This window comes from Streptomyces longhuiensis, from assembly GCF_020616555.1.
Lineage (GTDB): Bacteria > Actinomycetota > Actinomycetes > Streptomycetales > Streptomycetaceae > Streptomyces > Streptomyces longhuiensis.
This window is the reverse complement of the sequence record NZ_CP085173.1, coordinates 291,117-311,184: the sequence shown is the minus strand read 5'-3', so window position 1 is coordinate 311,184 and position 20,068 is coordinate 291,117. Positions and strand designations below refer to the sequence as shown.

General features: G+C 68.5%; 16 protein-coding genes and 2 pseudogenes. 11 read left to right on the top strand and 7 right to left on the bottom strand.

Annotated elements, in window-relative coordinates:
• Positions 1-201: 201 nt before the first annotated feature.
• The 3 genes from LGI35_RS01585 to LGI35_RS01575 form a co-directional block, all read right to left on the bottom strand.
• Positions 202-483, bottom strand: coding sequence for a hypothetical protein (locus LGI35_RS01585; protein ID WP_227291785.1), 282 nt, complete (start codon positions 481-483; stop codon positions 202-204).
• Positions 464-2,794: a SpoIIE family protein phosphatase gene (locus tag LGI35_RS01580; RefSeq protein WP_227291784.1), complete on the bottom strand. Its 2,331-nt coding sequence runs from the start codon at positions 2,792-2,794 to the stop codon at positions 464-466. The genes LGI35_RS01585 and LGI35_RS01580 overlap by 20 nt, the downstream gene beginning before the upstream one ends.
• A 131-nt stretch (positions 2,795-2,925) precedes the next feature.
• Positions 2,926-5,001 (bottom strand): SpoIIE family protein phosphatase, encoded by a 2,076-nt coding sequence (locus tag LGI35_RS01575; protein ID WP_227291783.1) that lies wholly within the window; start codon positions 4,999-5,001, stop codon positions 2,926-2,928.
• Positions 5,002-5,479: 478 nt separating this feature from the next.
• Between LGI35_RS01575 and LGI35_RS01570 the strand changes: the two are divergent.
• Positions 5,480-5,798, top strand: a pseudogene (locus LGI35_RS01570) (hypothetical protein); the annotation flags it as partial.
• A gap of 202 nt (positions 5,799-6,000) precedes the next feature.
• Here the strand turns inward: LGI35_RS01570 and LGI35_RS01565 are convergent.
• Entirely contained in the window at positions 6,001-6,600 is a 600-nt protein-coding gene (locus tag LGI35_RS01565; protein WP_227291782.1) for a TetR/AcrR family transcriptional regulator, read from the bottom strand.
• Positions 6,601-6,669: 69 nt separating this feature from the next.
• Here LGI35_RS01565 and LGI35_RS01560 point away from each other — a divergent pair, with 69 nt between their 5' ends.
• Together LGI35_RS01560 and LGI35_RS01555 are read left to right on the top strand one after the other, a co-directional pair.
• Positions 6,670-7,680 (top strand): NADP-dependent oxidoreductase, encoded by a 1,011-nt coding sequence (locus LGI35_RS01560; protein ID WP_227300170.1) that lies wholly within the window; start codon positions 6,670-6,672, stop codon positions 7,678-7,680.
• 131 nt (positions 7,681-7,811) lie between these two features.
• On the top strand, positions 7,812-8,222 hold the full coding sequence (locus tag LGI35_RS01555; protein WP_227291781.1) for a hypothetical protein: 411 nt from the start codon (positions 7,812-7,814) through the stop codon (positions 8,220-8,222).
• Positions 8,223-8,950: 728 nt separating this feature from the next.
• On the opposite strand, the gene LGI35_RS01550 is transcribed toward LGI35_RS01555, so the two are convergent.
• Positions 8,951-9,949: an NADP-dependent oxidoreductase gene (locus LGI35_RS01550; protein ID WP_376693475.1), complete on the bottom strand. Its 999-nt coding sequence runs from the start codon at positions 9,947-9,949 to the stop codon at positions 8,951-8,953.
• Between the two features lie 128 nt (positions 9,950-10,077).
• On the opposite strand from LGI35_RS01550, the gene LGI35_RS01545 reads away from it, so the two are divergent.
• The 3 genes from LGI35_RS01545 (at position 10,078) to LGI35_RS01535 (ending at position 13,985) form a co-directional block, all read left to right on the top strand.
• Complete coding sequence (locus LGI35_RS01545; RefSeq protein ID WP_227291779.1) at positions 10,078-10,677, top strand: TetR/AcrR family transcriptional regulator; 600 nt, start codon at positions 10,078-10,080, stop codon at positions 10,675-10,677.
• A 1,124-nt stretch (positions 10,678-11,801) separates the two neighbouring features.
• Positions 11,802-12,272 carry a VOC family protein gene (locus LGI35_RS01540; protein WP_227291778.1) on the top strand — a complete coding sequence of 157 codons (471 nt, stop codon included), beginning with the start codon at positions 11,802-11,804 and terminating at the stop codon, positions 12,270-12,272.
• A gap of 282 nt (positions 12,273-12,554) precedes the next feature.
• A complete protein-coding gene (locus LGI35_RS01535) occupies positions 12,555-13,985 on the top strand; it encodes a dihydrolipoyl dehydrogenase family protein (RefSeq protein ID WP_227300169.1) in 1,431 nt (476 codons plus the stop codon).
• A 287-nt stretch (positions 13,986-14,272) separates the two neighbouring features.
• Here LGI35_RS01535 and LGI35_RS01530 read toward each other — a convergent pair whose 3' ends face one another.
• Both LGI35_RS01530 and LGI35_RS01525 read right to left on the bottom strand, forming a co-directional pair.
• Positions 14,273-15,358 carry a CU044_5270 family protein gene (locus tag LGI35_RS01530; protein WP_227291777.1) on the bottom strand — a complete coding sequence of 362 codons (1,086 nt, stop codon included), beginning with the start codon at positions 15,356-15,358 and terminating at the stop codon, positions 14,273-14,275.
• Entirely contained in the window at positions 15,355-16,044 is a 690-nt protein-coding gene (locus LGI35_RS01525) for an RNA polymerase sigma factor (RefSeq protein WP_227291776.1), read from the bottom strand. The genes LGI35_RS01530 and LGI35_RS01525 overlap by 4 nt, the downstream gene beginning before the upstream one ends.
• Positions 16,045-16,368: 324 nt before the next feature.
• Here LGI35_RS01525 and LGI35_RS01520 point away from each other — a divergent pair.
• From LGI35_RS01520 to LGI35_RS01505, 5 genes and pseudogenes are all read left to right on the top strand, one after another.
• A pseudogene (locus tag LGI35_RS01520) lies at positions 16,369-16,596 on the top strand (transposase); the annotation flags it as partial.
• Between the two features lie 940 nt (positions 16,597-17,536).
• Complete coding sequence (locus LGI35_RS01515; protein WP_227291775.1) at positions 17,537-17,899, top strand: four-helix bundle copper-binding protein; 363 nt, start codon at positions 17,537-17,539, stop codon at positions 17,897-17,899.
• Between the two features lie 635 nt (positions 17,900-18,534).
• The gene (locus tag LGI35_RS01510; RefSeq protein WP_227291774.1) at positions 18,535-18,867 is read left to right on the top strand and encodes a DUF1990 family protein; all 333 of its coding nucleotides are present in this window, start codon (positions 18,535-18,537) and stop codon (positions 18,865-18,867) included.
• A gap of 206 nt (positions 18,868-19,073) precedes the next feature.
• The gene (locus LGI35_RS46000; protein ID WP_264484655.1) at positions 19,074-19,202 is read left to right on the top strand and encodes a hypothetical protein; all 129 of its coding nucleotides are present in this window, start codon (positions 19,074-19,076) and stop codon (positions 19,200-19,202) included.
• A 308-nt stretch (positions 19,203-19,510) separates the two neighbouring features.
• Positions 19,511-19,708 (top strand): hypothetical protein, encoded by a 198-nt coding sequence (locus LGI35_RS01505; RefSeq protein WP_227291773.1) that lies wholly within the window; start codon positions 19,511-19,513, stop codon positions 19,706-19,708.
• Positions 19,709-20,068: the final 360 nt, after the last annotated feature.

Sequence of the window (20,068 nt, the reverse complement as noted above, 5' to 3'; positions counted from 1 at the left end):
CGCCAAGAGCCGCTGGTGCAGGAGGCCTTGGCGGTGGTCGCCACTCGGGGGCCGCGCACACTGGTGGCGGTGTGCCCGCCATGTCGCGAGGCGCTGACCTTTGGCCCGATCGTTGACGCCGCCCGGCAGGCCGCACCGAGTGGCGCCGATGTATCCGGCCTCGGACTGTCGGCGCTGGCCGGTACGCTGCGGCCGCTGTTCTCAAAATGGGCAGACGGCCTGCCACCCGCGCCGGAGCCGCCGGCCGATGCCAGTGCCGCCCGGCACCAGCTGATCCGAGCCTTCGCCGAATTCCTGGACCGCCTCGGAATCGACGTTCTGGTCGTCAAGGACGTGCACTGGGCGGACGAGACGACGCTTGAGTTCCTGCTGTTCCTGGCCTCCCCGCAGCCGTTCCGGCTCACTTTGGTGATGACCTGTCGTCCCGGGGAGGTGGCCGCCGACTCTCTGCTGCCCGCCGAATTCACCGTGGACGTCCGGCACCGTTTTGGCGTTCCGTGGAGTCCCCTGTCGGTTGCGCTGCCCAGACGGTCTTGCCCTGGGCTTGGTAGCGGGTGCCCCACTGGTCGGAGACGCTCGCGATGATGAACAGTCCTCGGCCTGTCTCGTCGATGGTGCGGGCATGTTTGACCTGCGGAGCGCTGGCCGCGGTGTCGCTGACCTCGCAGGTCAGCATCCGCTCGAAGACGAGGCGTAGTTGCAGGGGCGGAGCGCCGTAGCGGACCGCGTTGCCGACGAGCTCGCTGACGATGAGCTCGGTGGTGAACGCGGTTTCCTCGTTCACCCCCCAGACATCCAGTTGGCGGCGGGCCGCTGCGCGGGCGATCGGTGCGGCTTCGGGGCCCGCGGGCAGCGGGAGGGTCAGTACCCGGTCTTGGGGCAGCGCCTTCGTGCGGGCGAGCAGCATCAGTGTCTCGCCGGTCCGGTTGTCGTCGGGGAACGCGTGTGCGATGTCGTCGCGCAGGTCAGGCAGAGGCCTTGTGCCGGCGCTGTCCAAGAGAGGGCGCAGTGGACCGGACGGTGCCAGGACCGTGTCCGCGAGCGCGGCCGTCCCTATCGCCAGAGTGCTTCCTTCGGGGAGGGCGATGGTGGTCGCGGGGAATGGGGCGTTGCCTGTTTCGGCGAGTGGGGGACCGGGGGGGACGGGCAGGTCGACCGATGTGCCGTCGGGATGGACTGCGACCGGCCCGGGGAGGCCGGCGCGGGCGATGGTGCAGGTGAGTTCGACCGGGTCGTAGATCGCGATGGCGCAGCCGGCGGTGACCGGCTCACGGCTCAGGGGATCCGTGGGAGGCAGCGTTGCGCGCGCGGCCACGAGACGGGTCACGGTGTCGCTGAGGCGGGCCAGCAGGTCGTCGGGCTGCAGGTCCAGGGCGGCGAGTGTGTGGACGGCCGTCCGCAGAAGCCCCATCGTGATGGCGGCGGCGATGCCTTGCCCTGCCACGTCGCCGACGATCAGCGCGGTCCGTGCGCCGGGCAGCGCGATTGCGTCGGACCACGCCCCGCCGCCCTGCGGAGCGGGAAGGTGCAGTTGGGAAACGTCGATGCTGGCGTGTGTGGCAGGTGGTTCGGGGAGAAGCCTGCGCTGGACGGTCTGCGCGATGACCCACTCGCGCATGAACTGACGGGCGTTGTCGATGCAGAGCGCAACATGGGCACACACTGCGGACGCCACCGCGATGTCCTCCTCGTCGAAGGGGTCTTGTCGCTGGTGGCGGTAGAAGCTGACCACGCCCAGAGCGTGGCCGCGCAACGCCAGCGGTGCCACGATCAGGGAGTGGGCACCGGATCGCCGGATCACTTCGGCTCGGGCCGGGTCGGCGGCAAGCCACGAGCTGTCCTCCTCGATCGACACGAGGCGCGGCCGAAGGTCGGACAGGACGTCGGAGAAGGGGGTGCCGATCGGCAGGGGGCGGACGACTCCGAGTGGATGATCCGCTGCGATTTGGCTTTGGAAGGCTGTTCGGCGCAGTGGAACGTTCCGGTGGACGGGCACCGGCGGGGGCTCGTTTCCGCGGATGACGTCTTCGATCACTTCGACGTCGGCGATGCCGGCGAAGGAGGGCACCACCGCGTCCACGAGTTCCTTGCAGACGGTGCCCACGTTCAGCCGGTGCCCCACTCGTGTGCGGACTGTGTCCAGGAGGGCCAGCCGGTTCTGTGTGTTCTCCCGGTCGGTGACATCGGCCGCGGACGCTACCAGTCCGGCCACATCGCCGTGGGAGTCCTCCAGGCGGAAGTACGAGACGGAGCGGATGAGGCGCGTGGGCCGGTCCGGCTTCTTGATGCGCCGGACGAGCCGGTTCACCACCGGTTCTCCGCTCTCCAGGACCCTTTGCGCCACGGCGACTTCTTCTTCGGGGTCTGCGAGTTCGTACGCTTCGGTGAAATGCTTGCCCAGCAGGTGCCTCACCGGCGCGTCCTCCAGCCCGGCGGTGGTGGTGCTGGTGCGGACCACGCGCAGCTGGTTGTCGAGGACGTGCACTACGACCGGGGAGTGGGCGAGCATGGCCTTCAAGATCGCCACGTCCTGCCCCGACATGGCGTCCGCCGCCGAGAGCACCTGCCACACCACGCGAGTACCTCGCAGCACCGGCTTGACCAGCACCGAGGCAGTCTCCGAGAACCGTTCCCGCTGGCGTTTGCTGTCAGTGGCGGCCTCACGCATGAGCGCGGTCACGGACCGGCCGACGGCCTCCTCGGCGGACCACCCGAACAGCTCCTCAGCCAGATGCCCCCACTCGACCACCCGGCCACTGTCATTGATGAGTGCGAGCATGTCGCCGCTGGGCATTCGAAAACACCTCCGCCGCCATCTTTGCCCACCCCGTGCCGACGACAGGCCCCCTCGTCCGGTAGCTACGCCGATTGGCTCAGCTCCCTTCTCGCCGGAGCTGTCCCCGGCTGGCTGGTGTCCGCGGTGAGTCAGGGGCGCGGTCTGGGTCGGGCGATGAGTACGGACACGTCGTCGTGCTCGTCCGGATCACACAGTGTTTCCACGAGCCGGTCGCAGGTTGCTTCCAGGGGAAGGCCGTGGTTGTCGAGTACGCGGAGGAGGAGGTCGAGGCGTTCGTCGATGGCGTCGCGGCGTGTTTCGACCAAGCCGTCGGTGTAGAGGACCAGTTGATCGCCGGGGCGCAAGGGCACGGTGGCCGTTTCGAAGGGAACGCCGCCGACCCCGAGGGGTGCACCAGCTGGTAGGTCGAGCAGTTCGGGGGGTCCGCCTGCAGGTGTCAGTGCGGGGGGCAGGTGGCCGGCTACGGCGATTCGGCATTGGTCGCTGTGCGGGTCGTATTCGACGTAGATGCAGGTGGCGATGTAGGGGTCCAGACCGGCGGTGATCTTGTCGAGGCGTTGCAGCACCTGGGCGGGCGGGAGGCCAAGGTCGGCCAGGGTGGCGGTGGCGGTGCGCAGGCGGCCCATCGTGGCGGCCGCGTCGATGCCGCTGCCCATCACGTCGCCCACCACGAGCGCGGTCTTGTCCTCCGTGAGGGGGATGACGTCGAACCAGTCGCCACCGACCTCGTTCGAGGTTCCGGCGGGTTGGTAGCGGGTGGCGATCTCCAGGTTCTCGGGTGGCGTCGGCTGGGGCAGCAGGCTGCGCTGGAGGGTCACCGCAGTGTTGCGGACGCTTTGGTGCAGGCGCGCGTTGTCGAGGGAGACTGCGGTTCGGCTGGCGAGCTCGGCGGCCAGGGTGACGTCGTCCGCGTTGAAGGGCAGTTGATTGCGGCCGCGCATCAGGCCCAGGACGCCAAGTGCCTGGCCCTGGGCGGCCAGCGGTATCGCGAGATATGAGTGGATGCCGACACTGGCCAGGACAGCGGCGGCTCCGGCGTCACGGGCGATGTGCGCCAGATCCCACTCGTCCACGCGAGTCACCAGGATCGGCTCACTGGTCCGTAGGCATTGGGTGGGCAGCCGGTCGGCGGCATAGCTGACCAGTTGGTCGACCGTGCCGGCGGCGCCGGTCGCCTCGGCGAGGTAGGCGGCCTTTACCGCGAGGGTGCGAAAGAGCGCCGGGCCGCTGTCGGGTGTCGCGGGCCGGCGATCGTCCAGGACGGATTCGAGTACATCCACGACCGCGAGGTCGGCGAGCTCGGGCACTGCGACGTCAGCCAGCTCGCAGGCGGTCTGTTTCATGTCCAGGGTGGTACCGATACGGGCGGAACCCTCGGCGATCTGGGCCAGCCGCTGCCGGGCCTGGGCCGCCGCTGTGATCGCGCCGTGCCGATCGGTGACATCCACCACCGACGTGGCGACCCCAAGAACCTGACCTTCTGGATCCTCCAACCGGTAGACGGAGACAGACCAGGCATGATCCTTGTCAGGGTCGGCCGGGGTGCGGCCAATGGTGTACTTGTCGACCAGGGGGCGTCCGGTCTCGAGCACTTTTCTGACTGCCGCCTCGGACGCGTCGACACTGTCGGAGGGCAGGACCTCGCGAAAGCCCCGACCGAGGTGGTCCTCGGCAGACAGGCCGTGTATCCGTTCCATCGCCGGATTGACGGCCACATAACGCAGGTCGGTGTCCAAAACCTCCAGCGCGACCGGTGACTGGGCGATCAGCTGCGTGGACAACGCCAAGTCCTGCTCCACCTTACGCAGCGTCGACACATCGGTGGCGATACCCAGAGCGTAGAAGTCGCCCTGCTTGTCCGGCAGACGGTTGTAGCGGAATTCCACCAGGCGCGTACTGCCGTCCTTGTTCCGGACGGGAATGAGTCCGGCCCAGTCCTCGCCGGTCTCCATCGCCTGCTCGCGCTTACCGGCGACCAGGTCCATATCCGGGTCATGGACCAACAGCTGAGCCGCGTGCTGTCCCAGTACTTCCTGTGCGGAGTAACCGAACAGCTCCTCGGCCTGCGGGCCCCACCACACGAACCGCCCGGCCGTATCAAGCGCCACCACCGCCACGCCGAGCGCATCCGGCACCCCGCTCGGCAGCTCCAGCCGGAAATCGGACGAGCCGCTGTCGGCACTGAAAGATCCCGCTTCACTCATCCCCAGGTGCTCCTTCCACCTGCCAGGCCGACGCGCGCCCAGCGCAGGCCCTGGAGCTGCAGCGCTGGGATGTTTTTCGTTGCTTGCTGGTGCCTCCATAGTCTCTTGACACGACCGACGACGCACAGTGGGGGCGAGGCGTGCGGTCACCGGGTGTGAGTGGCTGAGGTACAGGAAGTAGCGTCGAGATTGATCATGGTCCGTTGCGGCAGCGGCCTCCCAGGGCGGTGGAAAGATCGCTGAGCGGGCACGGAGCGCGGCTACGTCCGGCTGTGCCGGTGGAATTTCTGACGGAGCGAGCCGCTGGCTACGGGGCCCTCGGGGAGGCGCCCATGCGCCCCGAGCGGGAGCGGTTCTTCTTCGATGACGACGGCCGCTTACTTGATCGCGCTGCGACGGTCCGACGGGCATCGCCTCGGGGTGGTGATTCAGATCTGCACCGTGCTGCACATCGGCACGTTCCTGGGAGGGAGCCCCTATGTCTTTGGCCAAGGGAATCGGGGGAGCGTTGGGTTGGCGAGCTGGGCAGCATGGCGGGGTGACCGACCTGCTGTGGGATGGCGTGAAGTACTTCCTCGACCCGGACTTGATGGGGCCGTTGCCGGACGTGCGTGTCCCGAATGCCTCGGTGGAGAACTGGCAGGCGGTCCTCAATCTTGTCGCAGAGAAGGGCTGGAAGTGCCAGTACTGGGAGGGGATGGTGCTTCCGGTGCCCCGGGCGGAGGCCGAGTGCCCGGACCCTCCGGGAGATCGGACGGCGGTTGGGCAAGCCGGTGCTGATGGACCCGGAAAGCGACGTGGCCAGGATTGAGGAGTCCGAGCGCCGGGTCGCCGGAGCGAGACCGGCGTAGGCGCGGCCGGCAGTCGGGAAGGTGCTCGGTCGCGGTCCGTTCCCGGGGAGCGAACGGCTCGATGCCGGTGACCGTGACCGCCTTGTCGGCGTCGGTCCGCTGTGGCCGGGCGCGCGGCCGGGTTCGCCGGTCCGCGTGCGCAACGATTTCAGCTACGGGCGCGAGTGGCAGCCGTCCCCTTTCCTTCGGCGTCGCTGCTCGCTGGGCTGGTCAGGATCGCGCTTGCGACAACGTCGAAGAGGCGGTCGGCGCGTGGCGCGAGCGAGCGCTGATCGCCGAGCCAGGCGAGCGCCGATACCAGCGCGAACAAATCGGCGCCGTCAATGTCGGTCCGCGCCATGCCCGCTGCCTGGGCACGGGCGAGGAGCCGCGCACCGGCCGCACGCAGGGTGACGCACGAAGCGTGGAGTGCGGACTCGGGGTCCTCGATGGCGGCTGCCATCAGCACCACCGCGCCCCGGTACTCGGTCGTCCACGCGACGCAGTCGCGCAGCCACGAAACGAGAGTATCGTCGGGCGAGCTGGACGTTTCGAGGGCGCCTGCCTTGGAGGTCAGCTCGTCGAAGCTCGTGCGGAGCAAGGCATCGAGCAGCGCCTCGCGCGTCGGGAAGTGCCGCAACAGCGTCGCGAGTCCGACATCGGCCCGGCGCGCGATGTCACGCAGTGACACGTCGACGCCCTGCTCGCTGATGGCGGTGCCCGCTACGGCGAGCAGGTGATCGCGGTTCTTCCTGGCGTCGGCCCGCATCTGTCCCTCTTGACTATTCGAATCACTGATCCGAATGAGCCTATCCCGCAGCGCGGGCAGGAGAAAACGATGCCCACCCACACGATGAGTGCGGTCCGGCTCCATGAGCACGGCGGTCCTGAAGTCCTGCGATACGACGAGGTGCCGATTCCCGGGTTGGGGCCGGGTGAGGTGCTCGTTCGCGTGCACGCGGTCGGCGTCAACCCCCCGGACTGGTACCTGCGCGACGGGATGTCCAACCTGCCTGTGGAGGCGCGGCCGAAGTTCAGCTTGCCCGCGATCCCGGGGACGGACCTGTCGGGTGTCGTCGAGGCCGTCGCCGCGGATGTGGACGGCTACTCCGTCGGTGATGAAGTCTTCGGTCTCCTTCGCTTCCCGGGTTTCGAAGGCAGTACCTATGCCCAGTACGTGGCCGCGCCCGCGTCGGACCTCGCAGTCAAGCCGGCCGGCATCGATCACGTGCACGCCGCCGGGGCGCCGATGTCCGCACTCACCGCGTGGCAGTTCCTGATCGAGGTCGGACACGATCACCCCTCGGGCTTCCAGACGGCGCAGCACCGTCCGGTGCCGCTCGACGCCCACAAGACGGTGCTCGTCAACGGCGCCGCGGGCGGCGTGGGGCACTTCGCGCTGCAGCTGGCGAAATGGAAGGGTGCACGGGTCATCGCGGTGGCGTCGGGCGCGCACGAAGCCTTCCTGAGTGAGCTCGGCGCCGACGAGTTCATCGACTACACCAGGAGCCGTCCCGAGGAACTCGTGCACGACATCGACCTCGTTCTCGACGCCATCGGTGGCCCCGACAGCAGGCGCTTCCTGCGTACCCTCAAGCGCGGAGGCTCCCAGTTCCCCGTGTTTTTCGGAGAGTTCGACGAAGAAGAGAACGCGAAGCTGGGCGTCACCGTCACGGGCACCACAGTCCGCTCGAACGGCGCGCAGCTCGCCGAGCTGGGACGCCTACTCGACGCGGGCACGGTCCGCGTCGCGATCGACAGCACGTTCGCGCTCGCGGATGCCCGAGCCGCGCACGAACGCGCCGCCCGAGGACACATCCAGGGCAAGATCGTACTCACGGTCGCCTAGCACTCCAGCCGGACTTTGTGCCTGGCATCCTGTCACGCGCAGTGCCGCGCAGGCCCATATCCAAGCGACACACCCCGGCGACGTGACAGCCTCGTGAATGCGGATACGCGCGACAGGGAAGGTAGGACGGTATGGCCGCTGACGAGACCGGACGGCGCGACCCCGAGCCGCGGCAGGACCTGGTGCAACGCTCGGCACCGTTGCTGCCCGCCGGCAGCGAGATCCGGCAGGTCTTCATCTGCCAGAGCGCGCCGAACTTCTGGTTCTTCGTCATCACTTATCTCACCGGCATGACGATGTTCTGGAACAAGTACCGGTGCTTGGCGGTCACCCAGGACGCCATCTACGTGTTGGACAGCAGCAAGCTGTCCGGTGGCGCCAGCCCACAGCGTCTGGCGGGCACGATGCCACGCCATACCCGACTTGGTCCGGTCTCCGGCCGATGGGGACAGGTGAACCTACTCGGCGAGCGTCATTGGGTCCATAAACGCTTCCACGACCAGATCGCTGCCGCAGACCAGGAGACTGGCTTCGCCCTATAGGTCACGACCTCGGACGGCGACCTGCTGTCACGGTCTGACGCGGCCGACCCGGGCTGCCGCGAGCACCGAATTCCGCAGCGCCCGCAACGGACCACGACTGGACCTGGCGCCGATGCCACCAAGCCCGAGCGCGCCACAGCCACTACCGCCGCCAGGCAGCCCTTCGATCATGAAGATCACGATCTACAGCTGGTGTACTAGGAACGAGCCCGTTTCACGGACGCGTCCCGCGCTCGTCCGCACGGCCCGGTAGTCATCGAGACGTCGATGCGGAGAGTTTGGGACGTGTTGGGCGACCAGGCGGTCGAGGTGCTCGCTGAGGCCAACCGAGCGGCCCCGTGCGGTCGGCTCGGTTCGCCGCTCACCGAGACGGTTGCATTGATTCTGCGAAGCCCCGGGCCCGTGAAGGGCCTTCAAGGCACCTCCTCGTCCGACGCGGGCGACGTCGAGCGTCAACCATGCCCGCAGTGCGCGGCTGAACCGGGCTCGTTGTGCCGCTGGAGCGGCGGCGCGGTCGCCGGCAGCCGGAGGGCCGTTCCACGGCCACGAGGCCTGAGGCGCTGTCCACCAGGGCGCAGGTCAGGAGCTCCTGGCCAGCCCGCACCCCGATCGCGCCCCCTAACCTCACCTCTAGCGACCCGGACGGCGACGGCTGGGTGCCCAGGGCCAATTGGCCGTGGAACTCGTGTCAGCGGCCCGCCTCGACGCGGCCGATGGACGGCTCGTTCCTAAGCGACCGTGAGCACGATCTTGCCCTGGATGTGCCCCCGGGCCATGCGCTCGTGCGCCGCCCGGGCATCCGCGAGCGGGAACGTGCTGTCGATCGCGACGCGAATCTTCCCCGCCTCAACCAAGCTCTCCAGTTCGGCGAGCTGCGCGCCGCTCGAGCGGACCGACACGGCCGTGACCGTGACACCCAGCTCCGCGTTCTCCTCGTCGTCGAACTGGCCGAAGTACACCGGGTAGAGGGACCCGCCGCGCTTGAGGGTGCGCAGGAAGCGCCTGCTGCCTGGCCCCCCGACGGTGTCCAGGACCAGGTCGACGTCACGGACGACCTCCTCGGGCCGCTCCTTGGTGTAGTCGATGAACTCGTCGGCGCCGAGCTCACGCAGGAACGTCTCGTGGGCGCCGGAGGCCACGGCGATGACGCGGGCCCCCTTCCACTTGGCCAGCTGGAGAGCGAGGTGCCCCACGCCACCCGCAGCGCCGTTGATGAGCACCGTGCTCTCGCTGTCGAGTGCCATCGGTCGGTGTTGGGCCTCTTGGAACGGCGAGGGATGATCGTGCCCAAGCTCGATCAAGAACTGCCACGCCGTCAACCCTGACATGACCAGGGCGGCGGCGTGTACGTGGTCGATGCCAGCCAGCTTGCGGGCGAGGTCGGACGCCGGCGCGGTGACGTACTCGGCGTACGCGCTGCTCTGGAGAACGGTGGGGAAGCGCAGAAGGCCGATCACCTCATCTCCGACCACGAAGCCGTTGACGTCGGCGGCGACGGCTTCCACGACGCCTGAGACGTCGGTCCCCGGAATCAGGGGGAGATGGAACTGAGGCCTGATCTCGGGGGGTATGTCAGGCATCCCCTCGCGCGCATACCGGTCAGGAGGGTTGACGCCGACCGCGTGCACGCGAACGAGCACCTCACCCGGCCCCGGCACGGGAACCGGCACCTCCTCATGACGCAGCACCTCAGGGCCGCCGAACTCGTGCAACCGGATCGCCTTCATGGTCTGTTCTGGCACAGCGCTCTCTCCTTCGTCTCTCGCGGGGGTAAACTAAGTGAACCAATGGTCCGTTTTACCGGACCACTGATCCGAATATATGGACCACTGATCCGAATAGTCAAGAGGGGCAGATGCGGGCCGACGCCAGGAAGAACCGCGATCACCTGCTCGCCGTAGCGGGCACCGCCATCAGCGAGCAGGGCGTCGACGTGTCACTGCGTGACATCGCGCGCCGGGCCGATGTCGGACTCGCGACGCTGTTGCGGCACTTCCCGACGCGCGAGGCGCTGCTCGATGCCTTGCTCCGCACGAGCTTCGACGAGCTGACCGTCAAAGCGGGCGCCCTCGAAACGGACGACTCACCCGGCGACGCTCTCGTTTCGTGGCTGCGCGACTGCATCGCGTGGACGACTGAGTACCGGGGCGCGGTGGTGCTGATGGCAGCCGCCATCGAGGACCCCGAGTCCGCACTCCACGCTTCGTGCGTCACCCTGCGCGCGGCCGGTGCGCGGCTCCTCGCCCGTGCCCAGGCAGCGGGCATGGCGCGGACCGACATTGACGGCGCCGATCTGTTCGCGCTCGTAGAGGCGCTCGCCTGGCTCGGCGATCAGCGCTCGCTCGCGCCACGCGCCAACCGCCTCTTCGACGTTGTCGCAAGCGCGATCCTGACCAGCCCAGCGAGCAGCGACGCCGAAGGAAAGGGGACCGCCGCCACTCGCGCCCGTAGCTGAAATCGTCGCGCACGCGGACCGGCGAACCCGGCCGCGCGCCCGGCCACAGCGGACCGACGCCGACAAGGCGATCACGGTCACCGGCATCGAGCCGTTCGCTCCCCCGGAGCGGACCGCGAGCGGCACGAAGCGGCCGACGAAGGCGGCGCGCACGGAACAGTCGAGGCCCGGGCACCTTGTCCGCGGCGGATGTGGGCGGTGCCGTCATCCAGCAGTTCGTCGAGCCGGTTCGGCGCTGGTGCAGCGAGTGCCGAGCCGTGCGCGGTGGGGCTCGCCCTCCGTCCCGCAGCGCGGGCGTCGGCAGGGCATCGCAGCCTGAGTCGATAAGGGCTGCCGGCCCCTCGGTGTGGGCCCGCGCCCACTCCCGCCCGTACCGGAAGTGGTCGGGAATTCCCGTGACCACTTCCGGTCGCCCTTTAATCCCGGTACCCGCACAAGCCGACGGACACGGCGATGCCCGTGCGCTGGGGCAGGTGGAGGAGATCTCCGCGTTCGGACCGGGCGGGTGAATTTGTCGCGGGTGCCGGTGGGCCGGCTGGACGCGTCGGCACGGTACGGGCAGCCGAGCAAGGCGCAGGCGATCGAACGGGCGCCGCAGCCTCGGCATGGGCCGGGCGACGGCGCCGCGCACCGGCTGCGCACAGGGTGACGTACGAAGCGCGGAGTGCGGATTCGGTGTCCTCGATGGCGGCTGCCGTCAGTACGGTCACGCCCCGGCACTCGGTTGTCCGTTTGCCCGCACGACGCAGTCGCGCATCCACGAGAGGAGAGCACCTTCGGGCGAGCTCGACGTCTCGAACTCGCCTGCCTTTGCCGTCAGTTCGCGTGGAGCAGGGCATCGAGCACGCCTCGCGCGTCGGGAAGTGCCGCAGCAGCGTCGCGAGCCCGACATCGCCCCCCCCTTGACTATTCGGATCAGTGGTCCATATATTCGGATCAGTGATCCGGCAAAACGGACTATTGGTTTAGATTGGGCCGCGGTGGACGAGCCGCCCCCTCCGGCCGTCATCGCCGTCCGCCGCAGCAGCCGGGGGCACTGAGGCGCCCCGGCTGCGATCACTACCTGTTGAACCGGTGACGCATTGGATGCGGATTCACCGACGCCAAGGAACAAGGACATCCCCATGCATCTGAAGCTTGAAATGATCGTGCTGCCCGTCTCCGACATCGACCGGGCCAAGGCCTTCTACGAGAAGGTCGGATTCCGCCTGGACGTCGACTACACGGCCAACGAGGACGTCCGGGTTGTGCACTTCACGCCGCCCGGCTCCGAGTGCTCGATCACCTTCGGCGAGGGGATGACCCCCATCGCACCCGGCTCGTTCCAGGGCCTGTACCTCATCGTCTCCGACATCGAGGAGGCCCGCGCGGAGCTCACCGGTCGCGGCATCGAGGTCAGCGAGATCTTCCATGACGCAGGCGGCCTCTTCCACGGCCACGAGGGCGGGGACGTCACCCACCGCAGCCCCGGCCAGGAGCGGCTGGCCGGCCTGCACCCCGAGCGCGCCTCCTACGGCTCCTTCCTCACCTTCAGCGACCCCGACGGCAACGGCTGGGTGCTCCAGGAGGTCACACAGCGCCTTCCCGGCCGCTGACACCCCAAGCCGCCGTCCAAGGGCTGCACGGGCCGTGTCCGGCCCGGATGGCAGCCCGCGCCCGTCCGGCCCAGTACCTCTCGCGGGCCGGGCCGAAAGGCCGGCACCGTGCCGCCGGGCGAGCGCAAGGGTGCTCTCCGCCGCCCGGCGGTCCGGCTGCCACGGGCCGAGCGGCCGCCGGGCAGCTTTGCCGCCGGGCCGTCCCATCCCGTGTCCGACCGAGTCACAAAAGCAATGAGGAACGAAGCAGTGAGGATCGAAACAGTGATGAACGCAGCAGTGATGAACGAGACCACCCGCACCTATGACGTCATCGTCATCGGCGCAGGGCCGGTCGGTGAGAACGTGGCCGAACGCGCCCGCGCCGCCGGGCTCAGCACCGTGATCGTGGAGCGTGAACTGCTCGGCGGTGAGTGCTCGTTCTGGGCCTGCGACCCCAGTAAGGCGCTGCTGCGGCCGGTGGTGGCGCGCGCCGACGCGCGCCGCGTGCCCGGGCTGGGTCAGGCGGCGGCCGGGCCGCTGGACGTCGAGGCGGTCCTCGCGCACCGCGACAAGATGTCCTCGTACTGGAAGGACGAGGACCAGGTCGACTGGCTGGACTCGGTCTCTGTCGACCTCATCCGCGGCCACGGCCGCCTCACCGGCCCCAAGCAGGTGGCCGTGCAGACCCCTGAGGGCGACACCATCGCCCTGACCGCCCGGCACGCCGTCGCCGTCTCCACCGGCACCCGCGCCGCCCTGCCCCCCATCCCCGGATTCGACGCCGTGCGCCCTTGGACCAGCCGCGAGGCCACCAGCGCCGACAAGGTACCCGGACGCCTCGCCGTCGTCGGCGGCGGTGTGGTCGCCGTCGAGATGGCCACCGCCTGGCAAGCCCTCGGCTCCCAGGTCACCATGCTCGTCCTGGAGAACGGACTCCTCGAGCGAATGGAACCGTTCGCCGGTGAACTGGTCACTGACGGACTGCGCGAAGCAGGCGTCGACATCCGCTTCAACACCAGCGTCACCTCCATGGCCCGCGAGGACGGCGAGGTACGGATCACGCTGTCCGACGGCGGACAACTGGCCGCGGACGAGATCCTGCTGGCGACCGGCCGCGCCCCGCAGACCCGCGATGTCGGGCTGGAGAGCGTCGGTCTCACCCCCGGCGGCTGGCTGACCGTCGACGACACCTTCCGGGTCACGGACGTCGACGGCGGCTGGCTCTACGCCGTCGGCGACGTCAACCGCCGCGCCCTGATGACGCATCAGGGCAAGTACCAGGCCCGGATCGCGGGCGCGGTCATCGGCGCCCGCGCCAAGGGAGAGCCCATCGACGACGCCCCCTGGGGCGCGCATGCCGCCACCGCCGATCACACGGCCGTCCCCCAGGTCGTCTTCACCACCCCCGAGATCGCCTCCGTCGGCCTGACCAGCCGCGAGGCCGAGCACAGCGGGCGCAGCATCAAAATCGTCGACTACGACCTCGCCCACGTCGCCGGCGCCCACCAGTACGGCGAGGACTACCGCGGCCAAGCCCGCATGCTCATCGACACCGACCGCAACACCGTCGTGGGCGTCACCTTCGCCGGCCCCGGCGTCGGGGAACTGGTGCACTCGGCCACCATCGCAGTGGCCGGCGAAGTCCCCATCGACCGGCTCTGGCACGCCGTCCCCGCCTTCCCCACCCTCGGCGAAGTCTGGCTGCGGCTGCTGGAGACCCACCGCGGCTGAGCATGCTCCCGGCGGGGTGCGGGACGGTCCCGGACCCCGCCGGCGCATCGACCGAGCCTGCACCTGCCCGTGCAGCTACAGGCCGATCCAGACCATGCGCCCTGATGGACAGCCCGACGAGACATTCGCGGCTGTGTCCTGCGACGGCCCTGGCGGCCACCGTCTGCCTGTCCGCTTGCGCGGACGCGGACGCGCCGCCGTCATCCTCGCCCGAACACGCCTTTCGTTGCTGCCTCGAGGCAGCAACGAAAGGCGTGCACAGCAACGAGCCTCAGCCGTGCGGAACGTCAGCCGTTGTGCGCCGGGGTCTGCTTCATGCCGTCAACGATCGCGCGCTGGGTGATGGCGCTGGTGAAGCGGACGGTACCGGGCTTCATCACGACGCCGTACTCGGTGACCTTCTTCACCTGCACGGTGCGCACACCGAGGAATGCATGGCTCTTCTTGTCGAAGATCCATTCCTCGCGTGCCCCGCTGGTCTCATCCAGCCGTGCCACCGCAACCCCGCGCCGGCCGATTGCATCCCGCGCATCGTTGACCACGACCACGCCAGGGATCTTCGCCGCCGCCTTGAACAGAGCCGAGTTGAGCTCCGCGGGCGCATAGCTCTCCACGACCAGGTCCCCGATCGTGGCGAACGCCTGCTGGTCAGGGGAGTTCCCCTGCCCCTTGGTCTCCTTGTAGATCTTGGCCAGCAGCGCGTCGGGGTCCGTGGTGAGCTTGGACAGGTAGTCGTAGGACGGGCTTCCCAGGTGAGCCTTCGGGGTGTTCCCTTGTTCGTCGGGCAGGCTCAGCGTCTCGCCCTCGGGGCTACTGTTGACGGCCGGGTCGACAAGCCATCCCTTGGTTCCGTCCGGGGACTCCCAGATCTGACGCTGGTGCAGTATGTGGCTGGCAAGGGCACTCTTGCCGTCCACGGTCTTCACGAAGGTGTTGGCCGTCTTGGACGCGATGTAGACGTACTGGCCCGGCTTGACGACCGGGTGGGTGCTCTCCGCGGCCGCCAGCGAGATCTGGTCGAGCAGCTGTGGCACCCCCTCGGTGGTCGACGAACCAAGTGAAGTGGTCAGCGCCGGCCCAGTGGCAACGCCGGCCGATCCTCCGTCACCATCGATCAGCACCGAACCGACAGCCACCGCTCCAGCCAAGGTCAGTGCCATCGCGGGCAGCGTGAACGCGGGGCGCAGCAACCGAGCCTTACGGATCTTCGGGCGGGCGGGGGAAACCGCGGTGGTGCTTTCGTCTTGCTGAATGCGGGCCATCAGACGCTCCTTGTGGAACTGGTTACGGCCCGCAGGGAGATCACGCTCGGGCTGCGGAAGGAGAGACGCGCTCTCCTCCCACTCAGCCGGATTCTGCCGAGTCGCTTTCATCGATTTCCCTCCGATACGGGCCGGATAGCGTGGTTACGCTCATCTCTTCTCTGTCGCCCTGCCCGGCCGAGTTCCCGCATTTCTTGTGCGAGTTCTTCCGCGTGCTCATCGGCACATGGCGCCGACTTCGTGCGTGTCCCGCGGAGTTCGGCTTCGGTGTGTTTGCGCAGCTTGGCACGGGCACGCGAGAGACGTGAGCGGACCGTCCCGACAGCGATGCCGAGCGCCTCGGCCGCCGCCGTGTACTCCAGCCCCTCCCACAGGCAAAGAGCCAGAACCTCACGCTCCGGCCGGCGCAGTGCAGCAAGGGCGCGCAGGGCAGCAGCGATGCGCCGCTGGTCGTCGAGCTGCCCTGCGACCATGTTCGCGTGGTCAGGCAGGGTCATTTCGGCTCGCGCAGCAGCCTCTGCAGCGGCTCGGTAGCGCCTGTTGCTGCGGTAATGGGAGCGGGAGACGTTGGTCGCCACGCCCAGCAGCCAGGGCCGCAGGGAGCCACCCTCGGCGTCGATCTGGCCACGCAGTCGCCAGGCTTCCGCGAAGGTCTCGGCCATCACGTCCTCGGCCGTATGCCAGTCGGGAGCCAGGCGGAAGGCGTGGTTGTAGACCGCGCGGGCGTACGTGTCATACAGCTCGACAAACGCGCTCGGCTCCCCGGCCCGCACCCGGGTGCGGATATCAGTGCTCACAATGCAATACCTGTCGTTTCACACCCGCGAGTTCCCGTGATCCACATCACTAGCGCTGGCGCAGCTGTCGAGAGCCCTGGTCCTGGCCGCAGAGCAGAAGTTGGGCGGCATAGCCGAGGGTACGGTTCGACGACGTGGAGAGATGGACAGCCTCGTGCGGCAGCGGCCGCGTCGGCCGCCCAGGCCATCACCTCCGGCCGTCGAGGGATTTGCCGTCGTCCCACAGAATGCCGTCGAGGATTTCGATCTTCCACGGCTGGATGGGGTTGGGCAGGGCGGTGTGGATTTCGGGGCCGCCGGCCCAGGGGGTGAACGTGGTGCTTCGACAAGTACTGCCGCCTGCTCTGGATACGCGGCATCATGTCGATAGTCGCCCATCGCGGTGTCGCACACGGCTCCGGTCTCGGCAAGGTGCGCTGGGTGGTCGAGTGTGCCTTCGCCTGGCTGCATCAGTTCAAGCGACTCCGAATCCGCTGCGAAGGCCGAGCTGAGCTCCATCAGGGCCTACTCGAACTCGCCTGCAGCATCATCTGCCTCCGACGCCTCCGATGATGATTCTGCAACGATCAGTTATTCAAGGCGCCGCCGATCGCCGTCCTGGCGACCATCTCCGGGCAGTGCAGCCGCCGGGCGCTTGTATGGGCGCCGCCTTCGGCAGAGGCCCTCCGCCGGCCGCCCCGTTGCTGCCGCTCCCCGGGGCGGTGACTGGCCGGCGCGTGGGCGGACGCGTCACAGTCGAACCTCCGAGACCCCCGTGCGCTCGCCGCCCTGGCGGTGCCATCGGCTTCGGCGGCCGACCTGGCCCTCCGGACGCCTCAGCCGCCTGCTCAGTGGGCTGGCCCTCCCTCACGTGCGCGCTCTGGGCGATGACGAGGCGGAGCGGTTCACCACGGCCGCACTGGTCAACTCCCGGCCGACGGCCGCGCCGCCGTCCAGTTGGTCAACTGCGGCCACCTGACGCCCCTTGCCATAAGCCGTCGGGGCGCCTGTTGAAAGAGGCAGTGTCGCTTCCTCTCCCTTTGTTCGACCTCGCCGCCGCCGAGAACGTTCGCGTGGCGTGTATTGAACTGGATCGCGATGAGACGCTGCTGCTGATGTCCGACGGCGTGTCCACGGTGGGGGACCGCAGTCGTGGAGTACTGGAACGGTCAGGGTGCGGCGCCGATGCCCTTGTGTAGCCGCGTAGGCCTTGTCCGCCTCTTCGGGCCGGTGGAACTCCTCGAACCTGACAACGTCTCGTGCTCGCGTTTGCGCCCCGAGGCTGCGGACGAGGAGATCGTTGACGGTGCCCACTTCGGGGGCGTGGCCGGAAGCCGTGGGACGACAACTCCGATGGACCCCTGACGTGCCCCCTGGTGAAATGCCGGGGACCGTATGCTTTCAGCGCAAAGGTTGCGGAATCCGTCCATCCGTTCCATGGCGGGAGAGCACGGGCAGGCGTAAGACAGGGGTAAGGGGTCCGCCCCGGGCCCCCTCACCCCCAGGAGGAGCCATGACCCAGGCCGGATCCATGACCGCGATGAGCAAGGAGATGCAGGACTGCGTCGCAGCGTGCATGTCGTGCCACAGCATCTGCGAGGAGACCATGAGCTCCTGCATGCAGGTGGGCGGCCAGCCCCAGATGCAGATCATGCGCGCGCTCATTGACTGCTCCGAGATGACCCGCATGTGCGCGGACATGATGATGCGCCGCTCGCCGATGTCGCCCGAGATGTGCGCGATGTGCGCCAAGGCGTGCGACATGTGCGCCGAGGCATGTATGTCAATGCCGGACGATCAGCAGATGATGCGCTGTGCCGAGGCGTGTCGCCGCAGCGCGGAGATGTGCCGCGCGATGGCGGGCGCCACGATGTGATCCCCGCCTGATCGGCTTTCACGGCGCCCGGGCCCGGGCGCCGTCAAAGCCCACGGCGGCGCCAGATCGGACTGGGGGTCTCCAACTGTCTCTACTGTCTCCACGGGTCGCCCAGTCGATGTGATTTCAGAGCGCGCCGTCCGCGATCAGTAGTGCTCGCGCCGCCGCGATCTGCTCCTCGCGTGCATCATCGATGTTCACGATGTACTCCACGCGGTCCTCCCAGCCGGGCCCCCTCCCTCCCTCCCTCCGCCCAGGACACGCGCGAAGACAGGGGAGGGAGCGACACAAAGACGGCCGCCCGGGGTGAGAAACGTTGTTGCCGGTCGCCCGACACCACCCAGAAGTCCACGCGGCGTTGGCCACGGGCACCACCCTCGCCGACCAGGCCCCACTCGTCGGCCGCGTCCCGCAGGGCGGAGTGAGCCGCGAATGCATCCGGGAGGCTCTTGTGGGGCGTCCCTATCCGCCACCTCAGCAGCGCACCCTCACTCCCTGGCCGCCCTCGTCGCCGCCCGCCTGCAGCAGCTCGCGCTCATGGCCGCAGCCTCCGATCAAGCTCGCCGTTCCTGGATGGCGCCGGCGGCGGTCTGCGGAGCTGAGGTTGGCCATCGCGCGCCGGGCTCCGCTTCGACATGGGCGTACGAGTGACCTCCGTGATCGATGAGACGTGCGGCTGTGGCGGGTCGGAATCGCGCGTGTGGGGCTGGTCCTATCAGACCCTGGAAGGCCACCTGGAACAGGGTGAACTCACCTACGATGTCGTCAAACGACTGCGGACCGGCGCCGTGGAGTTCTGTATTACCAGCTACTCGAAGCGAGCTCCGCTGACCAACCCCCTGATCCACGCAGAGCTAGAGGGCGCCGCCCCGCTGACACCCAAAACCCTCCCCGGCTACGACAGCATCGTCATCGCCCCTAACCTGTGGGCGAACACATGCTCATACAGAGCCTGTCACGGTCAGTGAAGTTGGTTGTTCAGGACGCGCGTCACGCTGCGTAGTGCACCGGTCAGGCGGCATCGAGCAGCGCGCCTTTGTGCAGTGCCAGCGCCCGAGGATCTCCTTGGCGCATCGGTTCCGCACGGGCGGGCGGGCCCGGTCCTGGCATCCGAGGTACGGCACCTCGACGGGTGCGGCGCGGTGCGCTGGAACAGCGGACCAGCGCGTGTCTCTTGCTGCGGCATGCCGAACTCATCGGTGATCTGACCGTGCATCATGCACTGCAGCAGAACGTGCACGCCCAGCTCATCGTGTCGCTGCATCGCCGTGGCCGTTCCGACGAGGCGGCGGCGTTCCGCTGACTCGCCGGTCGGCGAGGAGAGCGTGAGCGACACCGAGCCAAGCCAGATGGGGAGGGCGGGGAGGTCTGTGGCTGAGCTGTCGAAGAAGACGTGGGCTCGCCGAAGGCTGTCGAGGCGCCCGGAGGAAGGAAACACCCCAGGGGCCCTCCCCGCGGGGAGTCAGTCATCTGAGTCAGAGATTCGTCGGCAGTGGGTGGCGACTTTGTTGAGGGTCTCGTCGGCAGTCTTCGTTCAGACGAAGGGGCGTGGGTGCTCGTTCCAGTCGGCGAGCCAGCTGCGGATGCGGCGCTCGGGGCTTTGACGGAGCGGTGGGCGCCACGCTTGATATGCGGATAGCCGAGCGCGCCGTGTCCGCCGTGCTGCGGCGCGCAGCCGACGAGGTACCCGGCGTCACTGCCGTCAGTTGTCGCCTTGCCCGATCTGACCTCTTCACGGGTGTGGGCGTGGGCATGACCGTGACCGACGTCGGCATCACGGTGGTCGAGGTCCACCACGCATCCGTGTAGCCGTACCCAACTGCAGCAGACCAAGCCGCGTCCGGTGTGTCCCGTCGCCCTTCGTCACATCGCCGCAGCGGCGCCGCCAGCCCATTCCGCACCGCTGCTTCCCCGCAGACCAGAGGCTGATGGCCGCCGCGCCCGTGGGGTGGCCGCGGCCCGGAAAGCCCGCGTGAGCGTCCCGCAGTCTCAGTGGCAACCACGAGGCCCGGCAGGTATTGGCCAACCGTCGGACCCGGCCCCGGGGACGCTGACGTGCAGGCACGTCCGATGCTGATCCGGGCATTCGATGTGAGCTCGGCAAGCTATTGGCCGCAGGCGTGAGCAATCGGTCCGACGCGTGCGCTCGCTGCTCCGCTCGACGTGCGC

Excerpts from the sequence above, each read along its gene's own strand:
- LGI35_RS01580 (WP_227291784.1), bottom strand. The coding sequence starts at position 2,794 with ATGCCCAGCGGCGACATGCTCGCACTCATCAATGACAGTGGCCGGGTG.
- LGI35_RS01575 (WP_227291783.1), bottom strand. The coding sequence starts at position 5,001 with ATGAGTGAAGCGGGATCTTTCAGTGCCGACAGCGGCTCGTCCGATTTC.
- LGI35_RS01565 (WP_227291782.1), bottom strand. The coding sequence starts at position 6,600 with ATGCGGGCCGACGCCAGGAAGAACCGCGATCACCTGCTCGCCGTAGCG.
- LGI35_RS01560 (WP_227300170.1), top strand. The coding sequence starts at position 6,670 with ATGCCCACCCACACGATGAGTGCGGTCCGGCTCCATGAGCACGGCGGT.
- LGI35_RS01555 (WP_227291781.1), top strand. The coding sequence starts at position 7,812 with ATGGCCGCTGACGAGACCGGACGGCGCGACCCCGAGCCGCGGCAGGAC.
- LGI35_RS01550 (WP_376693475.1), bottom strand. The coding sequence starts at position 9,949 with ATGAAGGCGATCCGGTTGCACGAGTTCGGCGGCCCTGAGGTGCTGCGT.
- LGI35_RS01545 (WP_227291779.1), top strand. The coding sequence starts at position 10,078 with ATGCGGGCCGACGCCAGGAAGAACCGCGATCACCTGCTCGCCGTAGCG.
- LGI35_RS01540 (WP_227291778.1), top strand. The coding sequence starts at position 11,802 with ATGCATCTGAAGCTTGAAATGATCGTGCTGCCCGTCTCCGACATCGAC.
- LGI35_RS01535 (WP_227300169.1), top strand. The coding sequence starts at position 12,555 with ATGAACGAGACCACCCGCACCTATGACGTCATCGTCATCGGCGCAGGG.
- LGI35_RS01530 (WP_227291777.1), bottom strand. The coding sequence starts at position 15,358 with ATGAAAGCGACTCGGCAGAATCCGGCTGAGTGGGAGGAGAGCGCGTCT.
- LGI35_RS01515 (WP_227291775.1), top strand. The coding sequence starts at position 17,537 with ATGACCCAGGCCGGATCCATGACCGCGATGAGCAAGGAGATGCAGGAC.
- LGI35_RS01510 (WP_227291774.1), top strand. The coding sequence starts at position 18,535 with ATGGGCGTACGAGTGACCTCCGTGATCGATGAGACGTGCGGCTGTGGC.